This window comes from Ottowia thiooxydans (assembly GCF_040548795.1).
Classification (GTDB): Bacteria; Pseudomonadota; Gammaproteobacteria; order Burkholderiales; family Burkholderiaceae_C; genus Ottowia; species Ottowia thiooxydans_A.
The window spans coordinates 74,926-99,221 of record NZ_JBEPSH010000009.1 but is presented as its reverse complement, the minus strand read 5'-3'; the positions used below and the strand labels follow the sequence as shown (position 1 = coordinate 99,221).

Genomic DNA, 24,296 nt, shown 5'->3' with positions numbered 1-24,296 from the left:
CTTATCAGGCGCGGCTTGGATCGGCTGGGATCAAACGCTGTGCCAGTCGCTTCCCATGGGCGTGCAAAACAGCACTTCAGCCGGCGGGCAACCCAGTATTCCGGAAAGGGCAGCCTGTGCCAGGGTTGGGTGGTTGTTTCGTTCGCTCAGGTGTCCTGCGATCACTGTGTGAAGCTGTTCGTGCAGCAGAGCCTGCAGTGCCTGGGCGGACTGACCGTTGTTGAGATGGCCATGCGAGCCACCCACGCGGCGTTTCAGGAAAGCCGGATAGCTGGACTTTTCCAAAAGATCCAGGTCATGATTGCATTCAAGCAGAAGGGCATGGCTGCCCTGCAGATTGCTCAGCACATAAGGTGTGATGTGGCCAAGGTCCGTGAGCAGCCCCAACGAGCGCGCACCATCTGTGCAACTAAGCTGCAAAGGCTCCTGCGCGTCATGGGGTACGGTGAACGGGCGAAGTTGCACGTCACCTACAGCGACCACTTCACCATCGCGAACCACCCTCAACGGGATATCTGCTGAGGGGGTATCCAGCGCTCGCCACGTCCCGGCACTCATGATCAGCTGAATCTGATGACGCTTCGACAAGGTCACAGCACAGCCTACGTGGTCACTGTGCTCATGGGTGACGAATATGGCATCCAGCTGCGAAGAGGTGATGCCGTGACGTTGCAGGCGAGTTTCTATCTGGCGAACGCCTAGCCCACAATCCACCAGCACTCGCGTGCTGGTGGTGCCATCCCACGCTTCTATCAGAGTGGCATTACCGGAGCTACCGCTGGCCAGGCTGCAAAAGCGCAGCATGGTCGCTGTCCTTACTTAAGTTCGTCAGCAATGACCTGAACGATGCGCTGTGCTGCAGCCTGTGGAGCAGGACCGCCGTTGGTGTCCAGAACAGATACTGTTGCCACCTGGTTTTCGCTCTTCACTGCAATCTGATATCTCGAAGTCGGCACAGGAGGGGTTCCCCGTCCGAGCAGCCTGCCGAAAAAGCCCGGTTCCTTTTTCTCCAACGTAGGGTCGACGTAGCGGACGAAATAAATACCCTTGTTGCGGTCGCGGTCCTCAACCGTAAAGCCCGTGCGGTCCAGTGCCAGTCCAACTCGGCGCCATGCACGGTCGAAATCCTCGTTGACTTGAACCACTGGCGTATTGTTGACGCTGGCAACGCGTGCATTAGGTGCGGCCGGCGCTTGAGCGGCACTCGCCAAAATAGCTTTTGACTGCTCCTGGGATACGCCAAGTCTCACCATCAAGCGGCGAAGGAATTCTGCCTCCAAACCTGGGTCGCTCGCGCGTGGTTGCCAGATGGTGTTGTCACGCTGCGCGTTGGTAAAGGTCTCTTCCATGCCGCGGTGGCTGATGAAGATGTCTGTTCCGCCCTGCGCGTTGCGTTCCAGGCGCGTGCGGAATTTATCGCGTTCTCCGGTGGAGTACACCGAATCCAGCAGCTTGCCGATCGTGCCGCGAATGAAATCCTGCGGAATTTTGGCGCGGTTTTCAGCCCAATCGGTTTCCATGATTCCGATGTTCTGCTGGTCTACCGCGAGCAGGAAGCCGCTTTCCAGCCAGAATTCACGCACGGGGTTCCAGAGCTTGTCCGCAGGACGGTCCACCCGCAGCCAACGTTCATTTCCGGCGCGCTCGAAATGCACATCCGCCAATGTGGTCGCTGCGGTAGGCGTGCCGGTTGTGGCGGCAACGGCCTGTGTGGCTTGATAGCTGCTGGCCGACACGGCGGAGCCGGGTACGACATAACGCGACTGGCCAGGCAGTTGGGTCAGATCAGGGGGTACTTCCAGTGAAACACCCCGGCCGGAACTCTTGTAGTCGATCCTGTCGGATTCGAGAACCGAACACCCACCCAAGCCGATGAGCAGGGCAAATGGAAGGGTGCGGATAAGAAGGGAAGGCTTCACGAGTTGGTTTCCTTTAATACGGAACAAGCGTTCAGGCTGACAAGCGCCATGGCGCTGAATTCATTTCAACAGGCCGCTTGCCCGCAGCGCTTCTTCGACGCCAGCCTCAAAAGACTGTGCCATGGGGGTCATTGGTAGCCGGAGGGTGCCGCCACATAGGCCCATGCGAGCCATGGCCCATTTCACGGGGATGGGATTGGCTTCCACAAAAAGCTGTTTGTGGACCGGCAGCAGTTTGAGCTGGATGTCCATGGCAGCACGCACATTTCCGGCAACGGCGGCTACGCACAGCTCGTGCATCAATTTGGGGGCAATATTGGCGGTGACGCTGATATTGCCCTGACCTCCGCAGAGCATCAGCGCAACGGCCGTGGGATCGTCACCGGAGTAGACGGCGAAGTCCTTGGGTACTTCACGAATCAGCCACTGCGCACGCTCGATATTGCCTGTGGCTTCCTTGATGCCCACAATGCCCGGGACTTGCGTCAGGCGCAAGACGGTATCGTGCAGCATGTCGCCCACGGTACGTCCGGGCACGTTGTACAGCACCATGGGCAGATCACCCACCGCTTCTGCGATGGCCTTGAAATGACGGTACTGGCCCTCTTGCGTAGGCTTGTTGTAGTAGGGCACTACCTGCAACTGGCAGTCGGCGCCCACCTTTTTGGCAAAGCGTGCGAGCTCAATGGCTTCAGCCGTTGAGTTGGCTCCACAGCCTGCCATGATGGGCACGCGGCCTGCGGCTTGTTCGACTGAAACGCGGATGATTTCCTGGTGTTCGTCTATGCTGACCGTGGGCGATTCGCCCGTGGTGCCGACCACTCCAATGCAATCAGTGCCTTCGGCAATGTGCCAATCAATCAATTTGCGCAGCGTGGGGTAATCCACACTGCCGTCTTCGTGCATGGGCGTCACGAGTGCGACGATACTGCCGGTGATAGGTGTCATGAAAGTGCTTGTCTTTCGCGGTGAAGCGAGCATTTTAGTGCGCTAGCCCGTCGTTTGACGGCCTACAGCGGATATTGTTCCGCTGCCGTATTTTCCCTCGCCGCTCCGGTTGGCCGTTTGGCCGCCGCAATGCGCTGAACAAAACGCGGGGGATTAGCCAGAAAACCATCTTCAAATGCGACGATTCTCCATGGCGAACCTGCGCATGCCTGCAATAGCTCGCCCGGTTGGAGCAGGAAGTCTGGCCGTGAGGGCTTGCCGACGGTCTCATTGCCTGCCGCGAAGGTTTCATAAATCAGTACTCCGCCCTCTGCAACGCTATCGAGCAGTGTAGGCAACAGGGGCCGCCACAGATAGTTGGTGACCACCACTGCACCGAATTGCCGGCCCGCCAGTGGCCAGGGGCCGTTCTCGATATCCGCCAGAACCGCCTCACCCAGAGAGCTCACTGCTTCTATGGCGGCTGGGTCGCGATCGACGCCGGTCACCGCGTGGCCACGCTCCGCAAACCATCTCATGTGGCGACCGCTTCCGCAGGCGACGTCAAGGACCGGCGCGCCTGGGAGTACGAGAGGTGTCCAGCGCTCTATCCAGGGCGACGGAGCAGTAAGGGAGTGGCTGGGGGCTGCTTGCATGGAGTTCGCTTGAATGGAGCTGGAGGGTGTTTGTCTGCACAGAGGGGCTTTTAATTGGGCGGGGCTCCGAGCCCGGATTTCCGGTTTGGCAAAGGGTTGGAAAGTGAGGCATTTTCCACATGTATTTTCCTCACTATGGCCCCCAGGGGTGGACCTGACTGTGAATTTATCCAGTCTATCAGGAGTGGCCGGGCTAAAATGCTCGGTTATGGCTACGAATTCCACATCAGCATCCGGTTACTCGGAAGGCTCCATCCGCGTGCTTAAAGGGCTGGAGCCCGTCAAGCAGCGGCCCGGCATGTACACGCGTACTGACAACCCTCTGCACGTGATCCAGGAAGTACTGGACAACGCGGCGGACGAAGCTTTGGCCGGGTTCGGCAAGAAAATCAAGGTATCTCTGCACGCCGATGGCTCGGTCAGTGTAGAAGACGACGGACGAGGCATCCCTTTCGGAATGCACCCCGAGGAGAAGGCACCGGTTCTTGAACTGGTATTCACCCGGCTGCATGCTGGCGGGAAGTTCGACAAAGGTCAGGGCGGCGCCTACAGTTTTTCTGGCGGTCTTCACGGTGTGGGGGTCAGTGTGACCAACGCCCTCGCCAAACGCATGGAAGTCACAAGCCACCGCGAGGGCATGGTTGCCACGATGGTTTTCGAGGCTGGTGATGTCGTCGAGCCTCTCCAGGTTCGCAAGCAGGCTGAAGGCGATCGCCGCCAGGGCACCACCGTGCGTGTTTGGCCGGACCCCAAATATTTCGAGTCCCCTGTGCTTCCCATAGCAGAGTTGACGCACCTGTTGCGCAGCAAAGCGGTGCTGATGCCCGGTGTGAGCGTCGCTTTGTTCGATGAGAAAAAGAAGGACACCCAAACCTGGCAATACAAGGGTGGCCTGCGCGATTACCTGGAGCAAACTTTGGTCGCGGATGCGGTCATCCCCTTGTTTGAGGGTGAGGGCTATGCGGGCAAGGATGCCGAGAGCTTCGCAGAGGGCGAGGGCGCACAGTGGTGTGTCGCTTTCACCGAAGAGGGGCATCCGGTGCGCGAAAGCTACGTCAACCTGATTCCCACCAGTGCAGGCGGCACGCATGACAGCGGGCTGCGAGACGGCCTTTTCAACGCAGTCAAGAGCTTCGTCGAACTGCACAGCTTGTTGCCCAAAGGTGTCAAGCTGATGCCTGAAGATGTGTTCGCGCGTGCAAGCTATGTGCTTTCTGCCAAGGTGCTGGACCCTCAGTTCCAGGGCCAGATCAAAGAGCGGCTCAATTCGCGTGACGCAGTTCGCCTCGTCTCTGGCTATGTGCGTCCCGCGCTGGAACTATGGCTGAATCAGCACGTGGAACATGGCAAACGCCTGGCCGAATTGGCTATCAAGGCGGCGCAAACCCGCCAGCGTGCAGGGCAGAAGGTTGAAAAGCGCAAAGGCTCCGGTGTGGCCGTGTTGCCCGGCAAACTGACCGATTGCGAAAGCAGGGACCTCACACTCAATGAGGTGTTTCTGGTCGAGGGCGACTCCGCTGGCGGCAGCGCCAAGATGGGGCGTGACAAAGAAACCCAAGCCATCCTGCCTTTGCGCGGCAAAGTTCTCAACACCTGGGAAGTCGAGCGAGATCGGCTCTTTGCCAATACCGAAATTCACGACATCTCCGTGGCCATAGGCGTTGATCCTCATGGTCCAACCGACACCCCCGATCTTTCTGGGCTGCGTTATGGAAAAGTCTGTATCCTTTCAGATGCGGATGTCGATGGCTCGCACATTCAGGTACTCCTGCTTACCTTGTTTTTCCGCCATTTCCCTAAACTGATAGAAAAAGGCCATGTGTACGTGGCCAGGCCTCCCTTGTTCAGAGTGGATGCACCGGCTAGAGGCAAAAAGCCAGCCTCCAAGATGTATGCGCTGGATGAAGGTGAGTTGACTGCTATTTTGGATAAATTGCGCAAAGATGGCGTGTCTGAGGGAAAATGGACCATCAGCCGCTTCAAAGGGCTGGGGGAGATGAACGCGGAGCAATTGTGGGAAACCACTCTCAATCCAGACACCCGCCGTCTCCTGCCGGTGCAATTGGGCCGGTTTGACTTCGGCCAGACGGCCGCTGAAATGACCAAGCTCATGGGCAAGGGCGAAGCTGCTGCCCGCCGTGAACTGATGGAACTCCACGGTGATGCAGTGGAAATCGATATATGAACAAACACTGGCCATGAATGAGGCTCTGCTTAGACTGAAAACGCTCGCTCGCGTAGGGCCCTTGCTGGTCGCCATGTGGCTGTCCGCCTGGCATGGGGGTGCGCGCGCTGAACTCTGGGCGTATGTGGATGATCGGGGAATGACTCATTTCGCCTCTGAACAGGTGGATGATCGGTACGAGCTCTTCTTCAGGGGCCGGGATGCTGGCAGCAAAGACCAGGTGGCCAACGACGGCGCGCTGGTCTCCGGCAACGGAACTGCACGCCCAGGTGTCAGGCCCACGGGCACCGATGGGCAGCCGGCCTTTGTGTTGCCCAAGCGCTTTGCCGATCTCGATTCCTCCAAGGGCTACAAAGCGGTTCAAAAGCACATGCAAGCGGCAGCTCAGCGGCATGCGATTGACTACGAACTCATCAAGGCGGTGATCGCTGCGGAATCAGGCTTTGATCCGGTTGCGGTTTCACCCAAGGGGGCTGTGGGACTGATGCAGTTGATGCCCGCCACAGCGGGGCAGTATGGGGTGATAGCGGACCGTCAAGGGCGAAAGGACAAGAAGGGCAATTCCCTGCCCCTGCTGACCGTCGAACAAAAGCTGGTCGATCCTCAGATCAATATCCAGGCCGGTGCACGCTACCTGGCCTATTTGATCAAGCTCTTCAAGGGCGAGCTCTCCCTGGCTGTGGCGGCCTATAACGCTGGAGAGGGGGCTGTGCAGCGCGCTGGCAACAAAATCCCCAATTACAAGGAAACGCAAGGCTACGTCAAAACAGTGATGGGGTTATACGAATTCTTCAAGCCGAACGCCCCGCTCGCGCAGCCTCGTGCCGACACGGCCGGAAAGCTCAGCGGTCGGATAAGCAATTCCTCTCGAGGCCGTGTGCGCGTCGAGCTGGGGGGAACCCCTAGCAGTACGAATGGTGGTGGCCCGGTTGATGCCATTCCGGCCCCAAGGCCTTCACAGGCGCCATCGAACAGCTGGGCACCGGTGGCTTATGCCCCACAGGTGCCTGCAAATGAACTGAGCCCGTTGGCCGAGGCGAGCTTCGCCTTGACTGATGCTCGCCAATAAGTCCTTTCTTTTTCTTTTTTCCCATGAACGATCAAACGGTCCTGGACCTGGCCGGGGAGGGCAGTCATTCGCCTGACGACCTGGCTTTGGCCACGTACGCACAGCGCGCCTACCTGGAATATGCTCTTTCCGTCGTCAAGGGCCGCGCGCTTCCTGACGTGTGCGACGGGCAAAAGCCCGTGCAGCGGCGGATCCTCTATTCGATGGAGCGCATGGGTCTTGGCTATACCGGAAACACCGGAGCCAAACCAGTCAAAAGTGCCCGAGTAGTTGGTGATGTGCTCGGTAAATACCATCCGCACGGAGACACGGCTGCGTACGACGCCCTGGTCCGCATGGCGCAGGATTTCAGCCAACGCTATCCCTTGATTGACGGCCAGGGAAACTTTGGTAGCCGCGACGGCGACGGCGCCGCTGCCATGCGTTATACGGAAGCCCGTCTGGCCAAGATCACCAGTCTTTTGCTGGACGAGCTTGACGAAGGCACGGTTGATTTCACCCCTAACTACGATGGCTCGCATGATGAGCCGCGTCAGTTGCCTGCGCGATTGCCATTCGCCCTGCTCAACGGCGCCAGCGGTATCGCCGTCGGCCTGGCCACAGAAATTCCCAGCCACAACCTGCGCGAGGTGGCAGAGGCCTGTGTGGCGCTCGTCAAATCGCCACAACTCACCGACGAGGATCTATTCGCGCTGATCCCCGGTCCGGACTATCCGGGCGGTGGGCAAATCATCAGTTCATCGGCAGATATTGCGGATGCCTATCGCACCGGGCGTGGCAGTCTCAAAGTGCGGGCGCGGTGGAAGATCGAAGACCTCGCACGCGGCCAGTGGCAGATGGTGGTCACTGAATTGCCCACGGGTGTGAGCAACCAGCGCGTGCTCGAAGAGATTGAGGAGCTGACCAATCCCAAGATCAAAGCCGGAAAGAAAGCGTTGACGGCTGATCAGACCGGTGCCAAGGCCACGTTGCTGGCAGTGCTGGACACGGTGCGTGACGAATCCAGCAAAGACGCAGCAGTGCGTCTGGTGTTTGAACCTCGCACCAGCCGTATCGGCCAGGACGAGTTGGCGAACATTTTGCTGGCCCACACCAGTTTGGAAACTTCTTCTTCCATCAATCTCACAAGCGTCGGCATTGACGGAAGGCCCGTACAGAAGTCCTTGCGCCAGATGCTGCAGGAGTGGGTGACGTTCCGCCAGCAAACCATCACCCGTCGCAGCCAGCACAGGCTGCAGAAGGTGCTGGACCGCATTCACATCCTCGAAGGTCGGCAACTGGTGTTGCTGAACATCGACGAGGTGATTGCGATCATCCGTCAGAGCGAAGACCCCAAAGCGGCCTTGATTGCTCGCTTTGCATTGAGCGAGCGGCAAGCGGAAGACATTCTGGACATCAGACTGCGGCAATTGGCCCGTCTGGAGGCCATCAAGATTGAGCAAGAGCTCAAGCAATTGCGAGAAGACCAGGGGCGGCTGGAAGACATTCTGGGCAATCCGGCCAGCCTCAAGCGGTTGATGATCAAGGAAATCGAAGCTGATACCAAACAATTTGGTGATGCGCGCCGCACGCTGATTCAAGCGGAGAAAAAAGCCGTCGTTGAAGTCAAGGTCATTGATGAACCCGTGACCGTGGTCGTCAGCGAAAAAGGCTGGGTCCGTGCGCGTACAGGACATGGACATGACGCCACCGGATTTGCCTTCAAATCGGGTGACGGCCTGTACGGCACTTTCGAGTGTCGCACCACGGACTCCATGCTGGTGTTCGGCACCAATGGCCGTGTCTACACGGTCGCCGTGGCGAATCTTCCCGGCGCTCGCGGCGACGGGCAACCTATCACCACCCTCATCGATCTGGACGCAGGCACCCAGCCGGCGCACTACTTTGCCGGACCAGATGGGGCAGTGCTGATGCTGTCTGGCTCGGGCGGTTATGGATTCCTTGCGCGGGTAGAGCACATGTTGTCGCGCCAGCGTGGCGGCAAGTCATTCGTGACCCTGGGTGAAGGAGAGCAAATCTGCCGTCCTTCGCTGGCCTCACTGCCCAATGCTTCCTCTGTGGCTCCAGCCACCCACATTGCCTGTGCGTCTACTGGAGGGCGGATCCTTACCTTTGAAATCACCGAACTGAAAGTCATGGAAAAAGGTGGGCGAGGTTTGACCTTGATCGACCTGGAGCCCAAAGACGCCTTGGCCGGTGCAGTGGCGTACACCCGCAGTGTCCGCATCAAGGGCATTGGCCGGGGCGGAAAGCCGCGTGAGGAAACGCTGGAAATTCGCAGCCTCAACAATGCACGCGGGGCCCGTGCCCGCAAAGGCAAGGCAGCAGACCTGGGATTCAAACCGACCGGGGTGGAGCGCGTGCAATGATGGGCATAGACGTTTCCACCGTCGGGCTGCTGGTAGCGGTCGTCACCGGTCTGGGAAGCGCCTGGCTGGCTCGACGACTGGGGCGAGGGTGGCGTGCCCGGCGCGCTGCCGAGCAGCAAAAACTTCGGCGTGCCGGTGAATCTCGTCAGGTGCGCCGGGCGCGAGAGCGAGAGCAGCAACGCAAGGGCTGATGGCCGGATAAGTGTTGGCCCCAGAGCCAGCTTCAACTTCCCATTATTTGGTTTCAAGCGGGCGTGAAACGCTGACGCTCGCAGCTTATGCGCCGCTCACCCGGCCGGCAGACAGGGCACCGCTCGCCTTGGTTCATGGTCCGTGAATCCTGAGTTGAGTACCTAAGTTAGTACTTTGGATATAATTTAAATGAGAATATTTCTCATTATTAGACTATAGCTATTACTTCTTAGGTCGGTTTGCATCATGCAAAAACATAGACTCGCGCTGGCGATCCTGGCAGCCATGGCTCAATTTCCGGTGTCGTCCCAGACGGTGGCTTCACCGCATGCTGCGCAAGGTGCGAGCCCCATTTCGGATGTGACACGCAACGGGGTGGGGATTGTGCACATCACTGCGCCCAACCCCTCTGGCGTCAGTCACAACCAATTCCAGCACTTCAATGTTCCAGCCGGTGGTTTGATCTTGAACAACAGCACGCAGCCTTCCGTGACCGTGCTGGGTGGGGGCGTGGCCGGTAATCCGCAGCTTGGAAGCCTGCCCGCTCGCCTCATCGTGAACGAGGTTATCTCAGCTTCACCCAGCATCATGCGTGGCGCACTGGAGGTGGCAGGTTCACGTGCAGACATTGTTGTGGCCAATCCGAATGGCATTCACTGCGACGGCTGTGGCTTTTTGAACGCAGGACGCGTCACACTCGCGACCGGCGCGCCCGAGTGGAACGAGGCAGGTGGTGTCCAGGGTTTTCGTGTCGAGCGCGGTGTGCTGAGTGTGGGGAGCGGTGGCATGAACGCTCAGGATCTGCACCAACTCGATCTGCTGGCTCGCGGCATCGTCGTCGAAGGCAGCGTTCAAAGTCAGCGCATCCGTGCCATCTCCGGGGCCAATTTGGTGACCTATAACGAAGGCGGCACGCCAGAGGTCCATCAGGCTTTGGAAGGCCATGGTGACGCGCCTAAATTCGCCGTGGACATTGGTGCACTCGGCGGTATGTATGCCGGGCAGATCTACCTGGTGGCCACGGATCAGGGCATGGGCGTCAACAGTGCCGGACGCTTGATCGCACGAGAGGGCGCTCTGCATCTTCAAAGCGACGGTCACCTGCACATTCATGATGCCTTCGCCCAGCAGGGCATGCATGTAGCGTCGGCAGGTGGAGAGATTGAGTTGACAGGCGAAGTGGTGTCTCCCGCCGCCGTGCAGATTTTTGCTGGAAAGTTGGTGCGCAACGCAGGCCTTCTGGCGGCTGGCGAGGGTCTGTCTGTTCAGGCCTCGAGAATTGAAAACGGCGGCAGCCTGGTGGGTGGTGTGGCGAACCCTCGCCTGCAAAACCTGGGTGCCAAGTCTGAGCAGGCGGGCCATGGCGTCCATCTGAGCGGCGAAGTGAGCAATGGAGCAGATGCGCTGATCTTCAGCGCCGGCCACCTCAGCATTGATGGCTCGTTGCGCAACGTCGGCGGGCGGGTTCATTCAGAGGACAACATCACGGTCAGCGGGCTGATTAGCAATGAGAATGCCGACCTTCGAACAGTGCGGGAATCCTCCATCACCGCGGCCCATGAAGTTTATTATGCGGATGAGCTGGCACCGGGACATATGCAGCGCGCGAGTGACGTGCGCTTCGATCGTCAGCACAGACTGGTGCTCGCGAGTGAACAGTTTCCGTTCGAGCAGTTCGGCCACGAAGCCATAGAGCCGGTGTGGCTGCCCGGTTCACAGTTTTCACTCACGAAAACGCCTGAGGCCCGTTACAAGGATTCCGACCCCATCTGGGAGCGATTTGGGGTTAAACCGCCCGACTTCAGTGATCTCAGGGAACTGGCTCCGCTGCCAGGTGTGGGCATTTGCACCCACAACAGCACTCCGAGCGCCAACGGTCCATGCAACCAGTACCCGGAAGCTGCCCAGATGTACGCGGAGGCAGTCAATGCGCGCCGCGCACTTTCCATGGCCGAACTCCAGCTGAAGCTGGATGCATTCAACGCAGACCTGGAACATCGCCGCACTTCACGATACGTTTCGCGCACCATTGATCAGCGCCAGATAACCGAAGATCGCGTCATCGCCAGCCATCCTGGTCAGGTCATCGCTCGCGGAGCCATCAGCGTGGGCGGTGGGATCAATCGCGATAGCGTGCTTTCAGCTGGGGGCCAGTTTATGTCTTTCGGCGCCTTCGACAACCAGGCCACGGTAGGGCGCGGAACGGTGGTTGCCGAAGGGCGCATTCGGCGCACTGGGTCGGATGCGTCGCATCCCCAGGGGGATGGGTCTCACTCAAGCGAGCCCGTGCTCTTCGCATCTTTGGATTCCGAGCAATCCTTCCCGCTCGATATCCGGGCGGCCGGGGTCGACTCTTCCCACATGCGAAGTGCTTACACGCGAGGTGCTACGTCATCGGGTGAGTCGCTTCCCCATCTGACTGAAGTGATGCAACACGGATGGTCTTCGCGTGCGGCAATTCCTCACATACGAGTTGCCGACGAGACGCGTGGCAGCCTGCTGGCAGGCAGTGACATCCATATCCTGGCGCCCGGGCAGGAAGTTCGCAATGGCGGGGCGATGATTGCGCACGGAAGTGGTACCTCCCCAGGCAGAATCAACGTGGACGCGGCTGACATCACGCACCAGGGTTCGATGGCTGCACAGCACACCCTCCTCAGGGCCACACAGGACATCGTTGTCACGGGCGGGAAGATTCACCCGGTGGGCAATGAATTGGGAGATACGCGTTCTGTGCTCAAGGCCGGACGCAATATCGAACTGAGTTCCGCGTTGAGAAAAACCATGGAAAGCCATGGCTCTGCGCAAGTGGAGGCTTATCTGTCGCAGCAAACTACTCAGGTTTCGGCGCGGAACGTCGAGTTGCTGGCCGGACAGGATGTGCTCACGCAGGGGGCTTCGATCCAGGCCGGTGATTCCCTGGAGGCCCATGCGGGGCGTGACATGCACATCGCCACTGCGTACGAAAGTCGAACCACGCAGGTGAACCCAGGGCTGAACGAGCAAGGAGGGGCCTTTCTTTGGCGTGAAAGTGAGGGTAGGGCGCTTGGCACCCATCTGAGCGCGGCTGGCGTGGCCAATCTGAGTGCTGGCCGCCATCTGAGTTTTACGGGTAGCGAGTTGGGCAGCCAGGGTGATTTGCATCTGCGTGCTCGCAATATCAGCATTGAAGCCGCAGGCATTCAGCACACACTGTCACTGCAAACTGATCAGGCTCGCAACCCCCTTCACGCGCAAACCTCTCGCCACAGTGCCACCCCAAGCGTTCTGACCGCTGAACGCAGCGTCACTCTGATCGCTGAGAAAGACATCGATGTCCTTGGCAGCCAGGTCCTTGCGCAGCACGGTCAAGCCCTTGTATCAGCCGGGCAGGATCTTGCCATTCAAGGCGTGGTCACCGTATCGAGCAATCAGGCAAGCCATGACTCACCGGGGGGCGCATGGCTCTCCTTCAATGAAGGGAGCTCGCGCCGCAGCTCCCATGGCAACGCCATTCACAGCTCTCAGGTCGAGGGCAACCGCATCTCTTTCAATGCCGGCGGGGACGTGAAGATTCGCGGCTCCAGTGTCACCAGTGAAAACGCGCTGAATGTCATCGCCGGCGGCCATATTTCTCTCACGGCCATGCAAAGCGCGAGTGAAGAGAGTGTGGGCTCCCGGGAAGCCACGCGTGGGGCTTTTTGGTTGGGCAACATGCTCACGCTGGGTTGGAAGGACAAAACCAAAGACATCCATACCGGCACCGGTACCACGGAGCGCGGCAGCATCGGCTCGTTGAACGCAAGCGTGCAGATAGATGCTGCAGGAGCCTACACACAGGCTGCCAGCGACTTGCTGGCAGCCGAGGACATTACCGTGCGTGCCAAGGACATTCATCTATCCGAAATGGAGGAAGCCCACCGCAAGGCTGAGCATCGTACCGAAAGCGGTACCGGCGGCTCAATCAGCCTGGGCGCTTTCGGTTTTTTGGGGCTGACCCATACTGCGTACACCAATGCAAAGTCAGCCTTCCACGCGGGCAGTGGCCGCGTCGCGATGCTGCACACGCTGGCCGCGTTGCGGGGCGCAAAAATTACAAAAGGGATGCTTTACTCCAAACAGGATCAAGATGGAAAAACCACCCCGGCTGCCGTCGGAACCTGGTCGGGGCTTCTAGGCGGTGTTCGCATGGGCTTGCAGTGGAGTGATTTTTCCATCTCCAGTCAAAAGCTCAGCGATGTTCCACAGACGGCAGAAATCAACGGCGGAGGCAAGGTCCACCTCATGGCCGACGAGCAAGCCGGCATCTTGCGCACAGCTGGTGCTTCGGTTCAAGGTGGGCACGTGAATATGAGTGCGTCGCAGATTGAGCTAGGCGCCGCCCGTGCGCACGAACATCTGGAAGCAGCAGACACTACACATGCCGCCGGCGCAGGAGCTAATTTGGGCGCATCCTGGGGCGGCGATGCCTTCTACAGCTTCGCCGCGCATACCACCAGGGAGAGCCGGAGCCGACCGCGTTCGACAAGAATCAGCGCGCAGGAAACTCTCAGCGTCCGGGGACCTCAACATGTACGTTTGCAAGGCGCCGTCCTGGAGGCGGATTCCATCGCCCTTTCGGCTGGCACCGAATTGCTCATTGACAGCCTGCAAGACACTGCAACGGTATCTTCGGATAACACCGCCGCAGACCCCGCCTTTTGGTCCGGTGACGGCATGGTCTTTACTGGCGCAGGTGGTGGGCAAGGTGCCGGGCAGTCGGAATACGCTGCGGTGACCCTCCGAAGCGGCATTCTGGCTGGGCGCGGTGGATTTGATATCCACGTCGACGGCACCACCCGCATCGCAGGTGGATTTGTCGACAGTCTGGCGCCTGCGCAGAACAACCAGATAGTCAGCGGGCACCTTGAAACTCGCGACATCGTGAATTCCCGCGCTCACAACGCTCGCGGCGTTGACGGATACGCTGGTTACGACACCTACTTCCCCGGAAATATCCATGGAGGCTGGAGCCTTATTCCCAATGCGCCTTTGGTGGATCAAGGCAGAAAGACCAGTGAAACCAGGGTTGTCATTGCCCCTGGGGCGATCACTTTGACCAAGGAAACTCCCAGCGCGGCGGCAGAGCAGATCGAAAAGCTCAACCGTGATGCAGCGTCAGAGCGCCTTCAAGTGGTCTTGGACCTGCCGGCCGATCCGGGCAAGCTTCTATTGCAGCACGGCGCCCTCATCTGGGCGATCGGCGCATCGATTCCCCCACGCCAGATGGCTGATTGGGCCGCATTTGCAGATGCGCGGCTGTTGCAAGCGCAGGCAGGGGGAAACCAAGTGCTGGCACACTGCTGGAGCGCGCACGGCAGTTGCCGTGCACTGGGAGTTGAGGGCTTCAACGCACTGATTGGAAAGCTGGGCTTGCACTGAGAATTTCCCCTTTTCGGGCCGCTATCCGGGCATTGCTGATGGATCGGTCTCAATGCAGGTTAAAATATTCGATTCGCCAATTTACATAAAGCAGGGCGGTCATGCATGAGCAGGCCGCCCGCATCGTTTGAGACATATTGTGCGCGGGTGGCGAAATTGGTAGACGCACCAGGTTTAGGTCCTGACGCCAGCAATGGTGTGGGGGTTCGAGTCCCCCCCCGCGCACCACAACTCATATTTCTTTCGAGAGAGAAAACATAATGGCCGTGAACGTGGAAACCCTTGAGAAGCTCGAACGCAAGATGACGCTGACCTTGCCCGTGGATTCAATTCGTGGCGAAGTCGACTCGCGGCTGAAGAAGCTTGCACGCACTGTGAAGATGGACGGCTTCCGTCCTGGAAAAGTCCCCATGAGCGTGGTGGCCCAGCGCTATGGTTATTCGGTGCAGTACGAAGTCATGAACGACAAGGTGGGTGAAGCCTTCTTCAACGCTGCCAACGAAGCCAATCTGCGCGTGGCTGGTCAGCCCACCATCACTGAAAAAGATTCCGCCCCTGAGGGTGAGATGGCATTTGATGCCGTGTTTGAAGTCTTTCCTGAAGTGAAAATTGGTGATCTGGCGACTGCTGAAGTCGAGCGCGTCTCTGCAGACGTGGGCGACGAAGCCATTGACCGCACCATCGACATCCTTCGCAAGCAGCGCCGCACTTTCGCCCAGCGCGCTAAAGACGCTGCCGCTGAAGATGGCGACCGCGTGACCGTGGACTTCACCGGCAAGATCGACGGCGAGCCCTTCGACGGTGGCAAGGCCAGCGATTTCCCCTTCGTGATCGGCGAAGGCCAGATGCTGCCTGAGTTCGAAAATGCTGTGCGCGGCATGAAAATCGGCGAAAGCAAGACGTTCCCCCTGGCCTTCCCTGAAGACTACCAAGGCAAGGAAGTAGCTGGCAAGACGGCCGATTTCATGGTCACAGTCCATAAACTGGAAGCCAGCCATCTGCCTGAGGTCAATGAAGCCCTGGCCAAGTCGCTTGGCGTCAAGGACGGCACTGTGGACGCTCTGCGCGCAGACATCCGTAAAAACCTCGAGCGCGAAGTGAAATTCCGCATTGCCAGCCGCAACAAGCAAGCTGTGATGGACGCCCTGGCTGCCAAAGCTGAGTTGGACCTGCCCAAGGCCAGCATCCAGGCTGAACTCGACCGCATGGTCGAGAGCACCCGTGCGGACCTGAAAGCTCGTGGCATCAAGGACGCTGACAAGGCGCCAATTCCCGAAGACCTGTTCCGTCCCCAGGCTGAGCGTCGCGTGCGCTTGGGTCTGGTGGTCGCTGAGCTGGTTCGTGCCAACAATCTGCAAGCTACGCCCGAGCAGATCAAGGCTCACGTCGAAGAAATGGCTTCCAGCTACGAGAAGCCAGAGGAAGTTGTGCGTTACTACTACGCCGACAACCGCCGCCTGGCCGATGTGGAAGCCCTGGTGATCGAAAACAACGTCACCGAGCACGTGCTGGCGAAAGCCAAAGTGGAAGACAAAAAGCTGAGCTTTGACGACCTGATGGGTCAGCAAGGCTGAAATCACACATGGAATGCAGGATGATTGCCGCGAAGCAGTCCTGGATCCATGGCATGATTTTCGGTAGTTCGTGTCCAGTCGGCCAAATTGGTTGACGTCATGGGGCTTGAGCCTGGGGCTTCAAGCCCCATTTGCTTTGAATAGAACCAACGGAGTTTTCATGAACGTACTTGAAACCAGCAACCTCGGCCTGATCCCCATGGTGGTCGAGCAATCCGGCCGTGGTGAACGGTCCTATGACATTTATTCCCGCCTGCTCAAAGAGCGAGTGATTTTCCTGGTGGGCGAGGTCAATGATCAAACTGCCAATCTGGTGGTCGCACAGCTGTTGTTCCTCGAAAGCGAAAACCCCGACAAGGAAATTTCGCTCTACATCAACTCTCCAGGCGGGAGCGTGACGGCAGGCATGTCCATCTTCGACACCATGCAGTTCATCAAGCCGGACGTGTCCACCATGTGCCTGGGCTTTGCTGCCAGCATGGGTGCATTCCTGCTTGCCGCCGGTGCCAAAGGCAAGCGTTACTCGCTGCCTAACAGCAAGATCATGATTCACCAGGTACTGGGCGGTGCTCGTGGCCAGGCAACGGACATCGAGATCCATGCCCGCGACATTCTTCGCACCAAGGACCAGATGAACCGGATCCTCGCAGAACGCACCGGCCAGCCGCTGGAAAAGATCCAGCGCGATACAGAGCGCGACTATTTCATGACCGCCGACGAAGCCAAAGACTACGGCCTGGTGGACCAGGTCATCGCTCAGAGGCCATAAGCATGCGCTTGCGCTCTGCTGCCCGGCATAGTTTATTGCTCCCTGGAGATGCCTCTTCCAATGGGGCTGGCTTGGGGACGAAAGAGCCGCCTGGTGGCACCATTGCCGCACTGAGCCTGCCGGCAAGTGTTAGTTAAGCCGGGTGTGCCGTTGCTTTTTGGCAACGGCATTTCCCTTTTTGGCCACAAAGCATTCGGTATCATGCGGCCATCCATCATCAAATTGTCATTCAATGGCCGATAAAAAAGGCTCTTCCAGTGAGAAGACGCTGTACTGTTCGTTTTGTGGCAAGAGTCAGCACGAAGTCAAGAAGCTGATTGCCGGACCTTCGGTGTTCATCTGCGACGAGTGCATAGACCTGTGCAACGACATCATTCGCGACGAGCTTCCGGCCACTACAGAGCCTGAGGCCCGCAGCGACCTGCCGACGCCGTCTGATATCAAGAACAACCTTGATCACTACGTCATCGGTCAAGAGCGTGCAAAGCGCACGCTGGCGGTGGCGGTGTACAACCACTACAAGCGCCTGAAGCACAAGGAAGACGCCAAGGGCGGCGACGTTGAGCTGGCCAAGAGCAACATCCTGCTGATCGGGCCCACGGGTTCTGGCAAGACTTTGCTGGCTCAGACACTCGCGCGCCAGTTGGACGTGCCCTTTGTCATGGCAGATGCCACGACATTGACCGAAGCTGGCTACGTCGGTGAAGACGTTGAGAACATCATCAGCAAGTTGCTGCAAAGCTGCAACTATGATGCTGAACGCGCTCAGCGGGGCATCGTCTACATTGACGAAATCGACAAGATCAGCCGCAAGGCTGACAACCCCAGCATCACGCGGGACGTCTCGGGCGAGGGTGTGCAGCAGGCGCTTCTCAAGCTGATCGAAGGCACCTTGGCCAGCGTACCCCCACAAGGCGGTCGCAAGCACCCGAATCAGGATTTCCTGCAAATCGATACCACCAACATTCTGTTCATCTGCGGCGGCGCTTTCGCCGGGTTGGAAAAGGTAATCGAAGCGCGTACCGAGGCCTCGGGCATCGGATTTGGTGCCACCGTCAAGAGCAAGAAGCAGCGTTCGATTTCCGAAGTTTTCTCAGAAATCGAACCTGAAGATCTCATCAAGTTCGGTTTGATTCCTGAATTGGTGGGGCGTATGCCGGTTGTGGCGACGCTTGCCGAGTTGAGCGAAGACGCACTGGTTCAGATTCTCACGGAACCCAAGAACGCACTGGTCAAGCAATTTGGCCGTTTGCTGGCCATGGAAGGGGTCGAGCTCGAAATTCGTCCTTCGGCTTTGAACGCCATTGCCCGTAAAGCGCTTGCTCGCAAGACGGGTGCACGCGGTTTGCGCTCGATCCTGGAGCAGGCTCTGATCGATACCATGTTCGATCTGCCCAACTCCGCCAATGTGGCGAAGGTGGTGGTCGATGAGAACACCATCGAAGAAAGCCAGCCGCCATTGCTGGTCTACCGCGAAACTGCTAAAAAAGCTTGAGTTTTTCTGCCTTTTCTGCCTTCCTTCGAGGGGCGGAAAGGGCTGGGAGGCTCGGCTGCATTGCCGTCAGTCAGACGTTAGAACCCGCTCCAACTTCGCTTTTCGTGAAGGAGGGCATCAAAATTGCAAGGCTTTACGCGCCATTTAAGGCGCCAACTCCCCAACGGGTTGAAAATGTGACTTGCGCAGCCATATCTGGCTGACAACCTTGAGGATTTTCCATGTCTGGAACTACGCCACTGCCTGCCACGCCGATTGACCTGCCCCTGTTGCCATTGCGCGATGTGGTGGTCTTTCCGCATATGGTGATTCCACTGTTTGTGGGTCGCCCCAAGAGCATCAAGGCGCTCGAGACCGCCATGGCCGCTGACCGGCGAATCATGCTGGTAGCCCAAAAGACCGCTGCCAAGGATGAGCCCGCCGTTTCCGACATGTTCGAAGTCGGCTGCGTCTCCACCATTTTGCAGATGCTGAAATTGCCTGACGGCACTGTCAAAGTGCTCGTAGAGGGCCAGCAGCGCGCTACCGTCACTCACATTGAGGACGGTGAGTCTCATTTCATCGCCACAGTGACTCCGCTGGAGCCTGCTGTCGGGCAGGACAGCAGTGAAGTAGAAGCGCTGCGCCGGGCCGTCATGCAGCAGTTTGACCAGTACGTCAAACTGAACAAGAAGATTCCGCCCGAGATCCTGACATCCATTGCCAGCATTGACGAGCCGGGTCGCCTGGCCGACACCATTGCGGCACATCTTCCGCTGAAGCTCGAGAGCAAGCAATTCGTGCTTGATCTGGCCGATGTCAAAGCACGCCTTGAAAATCTCTTTGAGCAGCTCGAGCGCGAAGTCGACATTCTCAACGTCGACAAGAAAATCCGTGGGCGTGTGAAGCGCCAGATGGAGAAGAACCAGCGCGACTTCTACCTCAACGAGCAAGTCAAGGCCATCCAGAAGGAGCTTGGCGAAGGTGAGGACGGCGCGGACATAGAAGAGATCGAGAAAAAGATCAAGGCCGCGCGCATGCCCAAGGAAGCGCGCAAGAAAGCCGATGCCGAGTTCAAGAAACTCAAGCTCATGTCACCCATGTCGGCCGAAGCCACGGTGGTGCGGAACTACATTGATGTCCTGGTCGGTTTGCCATGGGCCAAGAAAACCAAGATCAAGCACGATCTGGCTTATGCAGAGCAAGTGCTGAACGAAGACCATTACGGCCTGGACAAGGTCAAGGACCGCATCCTTGAATACCTTGCTGTTCAGCAGCGAGTGGACAAGGTCAAGGCGCCGATTCTCTGCCTGGTCGGCCCACCTGGGGTCGGCAAGACATCGCTTGGCCAATCCGTTGCGAAAGCCACGGGTCGGAAATACGTGCGCATGGCACTGGGTGGCATGCGCGATGAGGCCGAAATTCGCGGCCACCGCCGCACTTATATTGGTGCCATGCCTGGCAAAGTGCTGCAAAGCCTGAACAAGGTCGGCACGCGCAACCCACTGTTCCTGCTCGACGAGATCGATAAGCTGGGTATGGATTTTCGCGGAGACCCTTCAAGCGCCTTGCTTGAGGTGCTCGACCCCGAGCAGAACCACACCTTTGGCGACCACTATGTCGAGGTGGACTTCGACCTGAGCGACGTGATGTTCGTGGCGACTTCCAACTCGATGAACATCCCGCCTGCGCTGCTGGATCGCATGGAAGTTATTCGCCTTTCGGGCTACACGGAAGACGAAAAAACCAATATTGCCATCAAGTATCTGCTGCCAAAGCAGATCAAGAACAACGGCCTCAAGGAAGGCGAGCTCAAGGTAGACGATGATGCCGTGCGTGACATCGTGCGCTATTACACGCGTGAAGCCGGCGTTCGCTCCCTCGAGCGCGAGCTGTCCAAAATCTGCCGTAAGGTTGTCAAGGGCCTGCAGCTCAAGCAGTTGACGCCTCAGGTGATGGTCACTGCGGAAAATCTGAACGACTACCTGGGCGTACGCAAGTTCAACTACGGTCGCGCAGAACTGCAGAACCAAGTCGGGCAAGTGGTCGGTTTGGCCTGGACCGAGGTCGGCGGCGATCTGCTGACCATCGAAGCGGCCACCATGCCGGGCAAGGGCAATGTTCAGCGTACAGGCCAATTGGGCGATGTCATGAAAGAGTCGGTCGAGGCGGCACGCACTGTGGTGCGTTCGCGGGCTCGCGGCATGGGCATCAAGGATGAAGTGTTCGAAAAACGCGACATCCATATCCACGTGCCAGACGGTGCCACGCCCAAGGACGGCCCAAGTGCAGGTGCAGCCATGACCACTGCCATTGTGTCGGCACTCACCGGCATTCCTGTGCGCGGCGACGTCGCCATGACGGGTGAAATCACACTCCGCGGAGAAGTGACTGCCATTGGCGGCTTAAAGGAAAAGCTTTTGGCGGCACTGCGAGGTGGGATCAAGAAAGTGATCATTCCTGAAGAAAACGTCAAGGATCTTCAGGAGATCCCTGCCAACGTGAAGGAAGGTCTTGAAATCATTCCCGCCAAGTGGATCGATAAAGTCCTTGAAGTGGCCCTGGAGCGCCAGCCTGTGCCATTGACGGATGATGAGGTCAGCGCTCCGGTCGAGCCTGCCGCTGCACCCGTGGTGGAGAAAAAACCCACGCGAGGCTCTGCAGTCAAGCACTAAGGGCACTAAGGGCCAAGTTTGGACGAGGTATCACTGCCGCAGATTTCGCAACGATTTCTGCGGCACTTGCCAATACCCCAAAAAATTGGCTATACTACAAGGCTTGCGACGCGGGAATAGCTCAGTTGGTAGAGCGCAACCTTGCCAAGGTTGAGGTCGCGAGTTCGAGTCTCGTTTCCCGCTCCAGAAATTTTTTCAGGGCTTCACCAAATCCCTGAACATAAAAAAAGCAGCTTCGGCTGCTTTTTTCGTTTCTGAATGGTCATTGCTCTCTGCGTGGTTCGTTCTAGGTTGATCGTTCTATCTAGTTCGTTCTAACGTGTGCTTTCTACTGACGCGCGCGGTGGCTGCTGATCTGTTTTACTTTCGGTCCGCTGCCTGCAGCGCCTTCAGGAGGGACTCGAATTTAGTCACCATGTCGGCCTCTTGCACGCACGCGTAACCCAGCACCAGTCCGCGTTGGGCAGGTGTTCCCGGTGCGAAATAGGTGGAAAGCGCTTTGACGTGGATTCCTCGGGCCAGGGCTTCACGCGCAACCAGGGTGTCTTCCAGGGCGACTGGAAAGCGCATTACCAGATGCAAACCAGCTTCGTCCTCGCCGTGCATCATCCAGTCTTTGCCCAAACGCCTTTCAATCAGAGTCGCAAGCATCTCACGGCGCTGTGCGTACAAGGTTCGCATCGCGCGTATGTGAGAGGCGAAATGGCCTTCCGCAATGAATTGGGCGAGCGTGGCCTGGGTCATGAGCCGACCCTCGCGATACAGATCAGCGTGGGCTGCGCGGAAGCTGGCCACCAGCTCCAGCGGGACCACCATATACGCCAGGCGCAGCCCGGGATAAAGCGTTTTGCTGAAGGTGCCTACATAGATGACCCGGCTTCCCCCTGCCAGTCCCTGCATGGCAGGCACCGGCGTGCCGGATAGGCGGAACTCGCCATCGTAGTCGTCTTCAATGATCCAGCTTCCGTGGCGGTGTGCGAGGGAGAGCAACTCCTGCCTCCGTTGAAGCGGCATGACCGAGCCGAGAGGATATTGGTGCGAAGGCGTTACAAACAGAAAGCGCGGAGCTTCTCCGGCAGCCGGTTCCACACAGCGCATGCCCTCTGCATCCACTTCAACAGGGATCTGCCCAATACCATTGGCCTCCAGAATCGAGCGCGCTCCCCAGTAACCGGGGTTTTCCATCCAGGCTATATCGCCCACATCGCCGAGCAGACGAGTGATCAGGTCAATGGCCTGGTGGGCGCCGTCCGTGACGACGATCTGCTCTGGCGAGCAGTTGACAGACCGCGTTGCGGCCAGATGCCTGGAGAGGGCTTCTCGCAATTGCGGGTGCCCGCCATATCCATAGCAAAGTTCTTCCGCGCGGTGGTTGCGCCAGCAGGCATTGCGCAGCCTCGTCCACACCCGTGCGGGAAAGCGCGATACGTCCGGGACACCGGGCATGAAGGCACTCCATTGGGTGGCAGAGGCTCTGGGCATGGCCACAATGCGTGAACCCCGGGCGGATAGGGCATCTGACTTGCGAGGCTCGGAATGCGACGTGAACGCCATCGCCCTGGCGGTCCGCCCCAGGGGCAGCCGTTCCACACGCGTGCCCATCCCCTGCCTGGAGCTGACATAAGCCTCCAACTGTAGCTGGCGGTACGCCGCCAATACCGTATTGCGCGCAATCCCCAGTTCGTTGGCCAGAACCCGGGAAGGCGGAAGCAGGGCGCCCACCGAAAGAACCCCGTCCTGAATGGCGCCGCGCAGGCATTCGTAAAGCCGCCGATGCATGGGGGCCGAGCCGGCCGGCATGCGCAGCTTGATGAGATCAACCAGGAGCGCTTGCATGGTTCAATTCAGCATGCCTGCCGACTTCGCAGGGATCACCAGAAGGCGTGGCTCTGTTCCAACTTCAAATGGCCCCATCAAATTGCCTGGATTGGTACCAGGTCTTGATGCCCTTCGGATGTTCAATTGACTCAGCACTTTGATCGAAGCATGCAGATGCCATGTATCCAGGCGCCGGGAGAGTTTTTTCCCCATCATCACCCCTGTATCGGAGATATCGAAATGACCACATCCTTGCATCGCAGGCGCGTCCTTCGCGCTGGTCTCGCCTTTGGCGTGAGCGGAGCAGGCGCATTGGCCGCCACATCGATTGCGCGCGCAGCCACCTATCCCACTCGCGTCGTCAACTTTGTAGTTCCCTATGGCGCCGGTGGCCCTTTCGACATCACTGCGCGCGTTGTGGCTGAACGCATGTCCAAGCATCTGGGGCAGACCGTCGTCGTTGACAACCGCAGTGGCGCAGGCGGCATGATCGGGTGCACCTATGTGGCCAGAGCGCCTGCCGACGGCTACACCCTGCTGCTTGGCGGGCTGACCACTCATATTCTGATGCAAGGTGCAGTGGAGACCATGCCGTTCGATCCCATCAAGGATTTCACCGTGGCCTCGCTGCTGTCCAAAATGCCTCTGGTGATGGTGGTGAACAACGATCTGCCGGTCAAGGACCTGCGCTCGTTGGCGGATCTGCTGCGCAACAATCCCGGCAAGTATGACTTTGCTTCGGCAGGCAACGGCACGTCTGGTCACATTCTGGCGCAGAACTTTGTGGATTCCATTGGCGCCAAGGCCGTGCATGTGCCTTACCGAAACAGCGTCAACGCCTATACGGATCTGCGCGGCGGACGCATCGCATTCATGGTGCAAACAAGCGGCTCGACAGAAATGCGCTCCGGTGTGGTGCGTCCTCTGGCCGTGTTCTCCGACAAGCGGTCTCCAGCAATGCCCAATTTGCCCACCGTGGCGGAAGCTGGTCTGGCCGACAGAGTCAAATACAACCTCGAACCTTGGCAAGCTGTCATGGTTCGCAGGGGAACGCCTGCCGATGTCATTGCAAGGCTCAACGCGGCCGTGACGGCCACGCTGGCTGACCCCGCACTTCAAGCGCGGTTCGACGAACTGGGCTTTGTAGCCACCCCGGCCACGCAGGAGCAAGGTGAGCGCTACTTCCAGGAGGAAAATAAGCGCTGGGTCCCTATCGTCAAGGCGATGGATCTGGTCGGGCGCTGAAACCCTGGTCATAACGCTTTGCAC

General features: G+C 58.5%; 15 protein-coding genes and 2 tRNA genes. 12 read left to right on the top strand and 5 right to left on the bottom strand.

Annotated features, from left to right (window positions below; translation table 11 throughout):
- Positions 1-30 precede the first annotated feature (30 nt).
- From ABIE13_RS21685 to ABIE13_RS21670, 4 genes are all read right to left on the bottom strand, one after another.
- Positions 31-804, bottom strand: coding sequence for an MBL fold metallo-hydrolase (locus ABIE13_RS21685; protein ID WP_354447322.1), 774 nt, complete (start codon positions 802-804; stop codon positions 31-33).
- Positions 805-815: 11 nt separating this feature from the next.
- A complete protein-coding gene (bamC, locus tag ABIE13_RS21680) occupies positions 816-1,919 on the bottom strand; it encodes an outer membrane protein assembly factor BamC (protein WP_354447320.1) in 1,104 nt (367 codons plus the stop codon).
- Between the two features lie 60 nt (positions 1,920-1,979).
- A complete protein-coding gene (dapA, locus tag ABIE13_RS21675) occupies positions 1,980-2,867 on the bottom strand; it encodes a 4-hydroxy-tetrahydrodipicolinate synthase (RefSeq protein WP_354447318.1) in 888 nt (295 codons plus the stop codon).
- 62 nt (positions 2,868-2,929) lie between these two features.
- Positions 2,930-3,502: a class I SAM-dependent methyltransferase gene (locus ABIE13_RS21670; protein WP_354447316.1), complete on the bottom strand. Its 573-nt coding sequence runs from the start codon at positions 3,500-3,502 to the stop codon at positions 2,930-2,932.
- A 208-nt stretch (positions 3,503-3,710) separates the two neighbouring features.
- Between ABIE13_RS21670 and ABIE13_RS21665 the strand changes: the two genes are divergently transcribed.
- The 11 genes from ABIE13_RS21665 to ABIE13_RS21615 all read left to right on the top strand — a co-directional run bounded on the left by ABIE13_RS21665 (position 3,711) and on the right by ABIE13_RS21615 (position 21,395).
- Complete coding sequence (locus ABIE13_RS21665) at positions 3,711-5,687, top strand: DNA topoisomerase IV subunit B (protein ID WP_354447314.1); 1,977 nt, start codon at positions 3,711-3,713, stop codon at positions 5,685-5,687.
- Between the two features lie 13 nt (positions 5,688-5,700).
- A complete protein-coding gene (locus ABIE13_RS21660; RefSeq protein ID WP_354447312.1) occupies positions 5,701-6,756 on the top strand; it encodes a lytic transglycosylase domain-containing protein in 1,056 nt (351 codons plus the stop codon).
- Between the two features lie 23 nt (positions 6,757-6,779).
- Positions 6,780-9,125 carry a DNA topoisomerase IV subunit A gene (parC, locus tag ABIE13_RS21655; protein WP_354447310.1) on the top strand — a complete coding sequence of 782 codons (2,346 nt, stop codon included), beginning with the start codon at positions 6,780-6,782 and terminating at the stop codon, positions 9,123-9,125.
- Complete coding sequence (locus ABIE13_RS21650) at positions 9,122-9,316, top strand: hypothetical protein (RefSeq protein ID WP_354447309.1); 195 nt, start codon at positions 9,122-9,124, stop codon at positions 9,314-9,316. Before parC ends, ABIE13_RS21650 begins: the two co-directional genes overlap by 4 nt.
- Positions 9,317-9,563: 247 nt before the next feature.
- Complete coding sequence (locus tag ABIE13_RS21645; RefSeq protein WP_354447307.1) at positions 9,564-14,717, top strand: two-partner secretion domain-containing protein; 5,154 nt, start codon at positions 9,564-9,566, stop codon at positions 14,715-14,717.
- Between the two features lie 141 nt (positions 14,718-14,858).
- Positions 14,859-14,945 (top strand) — tRNA-Leu (locus tag ABIE13_RS21640).
- A 32-nt stretch (positions 14,946-14,977) separates the two neighbouring features.
- Positions 14,978-16,291, top strand: coding sequence for a trigger factor (gene tig / locus ABIE13_RS21635; protein WP_354447305.1), 1,314 nt, complete (start codon positions 14,978-14,980; stop codon positions 16,289-16,291).
- 160 nt (positions 16,292-16,451) lie between these two features.
- Positions 16,452-17,060, top strand: a complete 609-nt coding sequence (gene clpP, locus ABIE13_RS21630; RefSeq protein WP_354447303.1) for an ATP-dependent Clp endopeptidase proteolytic subunit ClpP — start codon at positions 16,452-16,454, stop codon at positions 17,058-17,060.
- Between the two features lie 232 nt (positions 17,061-17,292).
- Positions 17,293-18,555 carry an ATP-dependent Clp protease ATP-binding subunit ClpX gene (clpX, locus tag ABIE13_RS21625; RefSeq protein WP_354447301.1) on the top strand — a complete coding sequence of 421 codons (1,263 nt, stop codon included), beginning with the start codon at positions 17,293-17,295 and terminating at the stop codon, positions 18,553-18,555.
- Between the two features lie 221 nt (positions 18,556-18,776).
- Positions 18,777-21,209: an endopeptidase La gene (gene lon, locus ABIE13_RS21620; RefSeq protein WP_354447299.1), complete on the top strand. Its 2,433-nt coding sequence runs from the start codon at positions 18,777-18,779 to the stop codon at positions 21,207-21,209.
- 110 nt (positions 21,210-21,319) lie between these two features.
- Positions 21,320-21,395 (top strand) — tRNA-Gly (locus ABIE13_RS21615).
- A gap of 174 nt (positions 21,396-21,569) precedes the next feature.
- On the opposite strand, the gene ABIE13_RS21610 is transcribed toward ABIE13_RS21615, so the two are convergent.
- Complete coding sequence (locus ABIE13_RS21610) at positions 21,570-23,045, bottom strand: PLP-dependent aminotransferase family protein (protein WP_354447298.1); 1,476 nt, start codon at positions 23,043-23,045, stop codon at positions 21,570-21,572.
- 222 nt (positions 23,046-23,267) lie between these two features.
- On the opposite strand from ABIE13_RS21610, the gene ABIE13_RS21605 reads away from it, so the two are divergent.
- Positions 23,268-24,272 carry a Bug family tripartite tricarboxylate transporter substrate binding protein gene (locus ABIE13_RS21605; RefSeq protein WP_354447297.1) on the top strand — a complete coding sequence of 335 codons (1,005 nt, stop codon included), beginning with the start codon at positions 23,268-23,270 and terminating at the stop codon, positions 24,270-24,272.
- The last annotated feature ends 24 nt before the right edge of the window (positions 24,273-24,296 follow it).

Excerpts from the sequence above, each read along its gene's own strand:
- ABIE13_RS21685 (WP_354447322.1), bottom strand. The coding sequence starts at position 804 with ATGCTGCGCTTTTGCAGCCTGGCCAGCGGTAGCTCCGGTAATGCCACT.
- dapA (WP_354447318.1), bottom strand. The coding sequence starts at position 2,867 with ATGACACCTATCACCGGCAGTATCGTCGCACTCGTGACGCCCATGCAC.
- ABIE13_RS21670 (WP_354447316.1), bottom strand. The coding sequence starts at position 3,502 with ATGCAAGCAGCCCCCAGCCACTCCCTTACTGCTCCGTCGCCCTGGATA.
- ABIE13_RS21665 (WP_354447314.1), top strand. The coding sequence starts at position 3,711 with ATGGCTACGAATTCCACATCAGCATCCGGTTACTCGGAAGGCTCCATC.
- ABIE13_RS21660 (WP_354447312.1), top strand. The coding sequence starts at position 5,701 with ATGAATGAGGCTCTGCTTAGACTGAAAACGCTCGCTCGCGTAGGGCCC.
- parC (WP_354447310.1), top strand. The coding sequence starts at position 6,780 with ATGAACGATCAAACGGTCCTGGACCTGGCCGGGGAGGGCAGTCATTCG.
- ABIE13_RS21650 (WP_354447309.1), top strand. The coding sequence starts at position 9,122 with ATGATGGGCATAGACGTTTCCACCGTCGGGCTGCTGGTAGCGGTCGTC.
- ABIE13_RS21645 (WP_354447307.1), top strand. The coding sequence starts at position 9,564 with ATGCAAAAACATAGACTCGCGCTGGCGATCCTGGCAGCCATGGCTCAA.
- tig (WP_354447305.1), top strand. The coding sequence starts at position 14,978 with ATGGCCGTGAACGTGGAAACCCTTGAGAAGCTCGAACGCAAGATGACG.
- clpP (WP_354447303.1), top strand. The coding sequence starts at position 16,452 with ATGAACGTACTTGAAACCAGCAACCTCGGCCTGATCCCCATGGTGGTC.
- clpX (WP_354447301.1), top strand. The coding sequence starts at position 17,293 with ATGGCCGATAAAAAAGGCTCTTCCAGTGAGAAGACGCTGTACTGTTCG.
- lon (WP_354447299.1), top strand. The coding sequence starts at position 18,777 with ATGTCTGGAACTACGCCACTGCCTGCCACGCCGATTGACCTGCCCCTG.
- ABIE13_RS21610 (WP_354447298.1), bottom strand. The coding sequence starts at position 23,045 with ATGCAAGCGCTCCTGGTTGATCTCATCAAGCTGCGCATGCCGGCCGGC.
- ABIE13_RS21605 (WP_354447297.1), top strand. The coding sequence starts at position 23,268 with ATGACCACATCCTTGCATCGCAGGCGCGTCCTTCGCGCTGGTCTCGCC.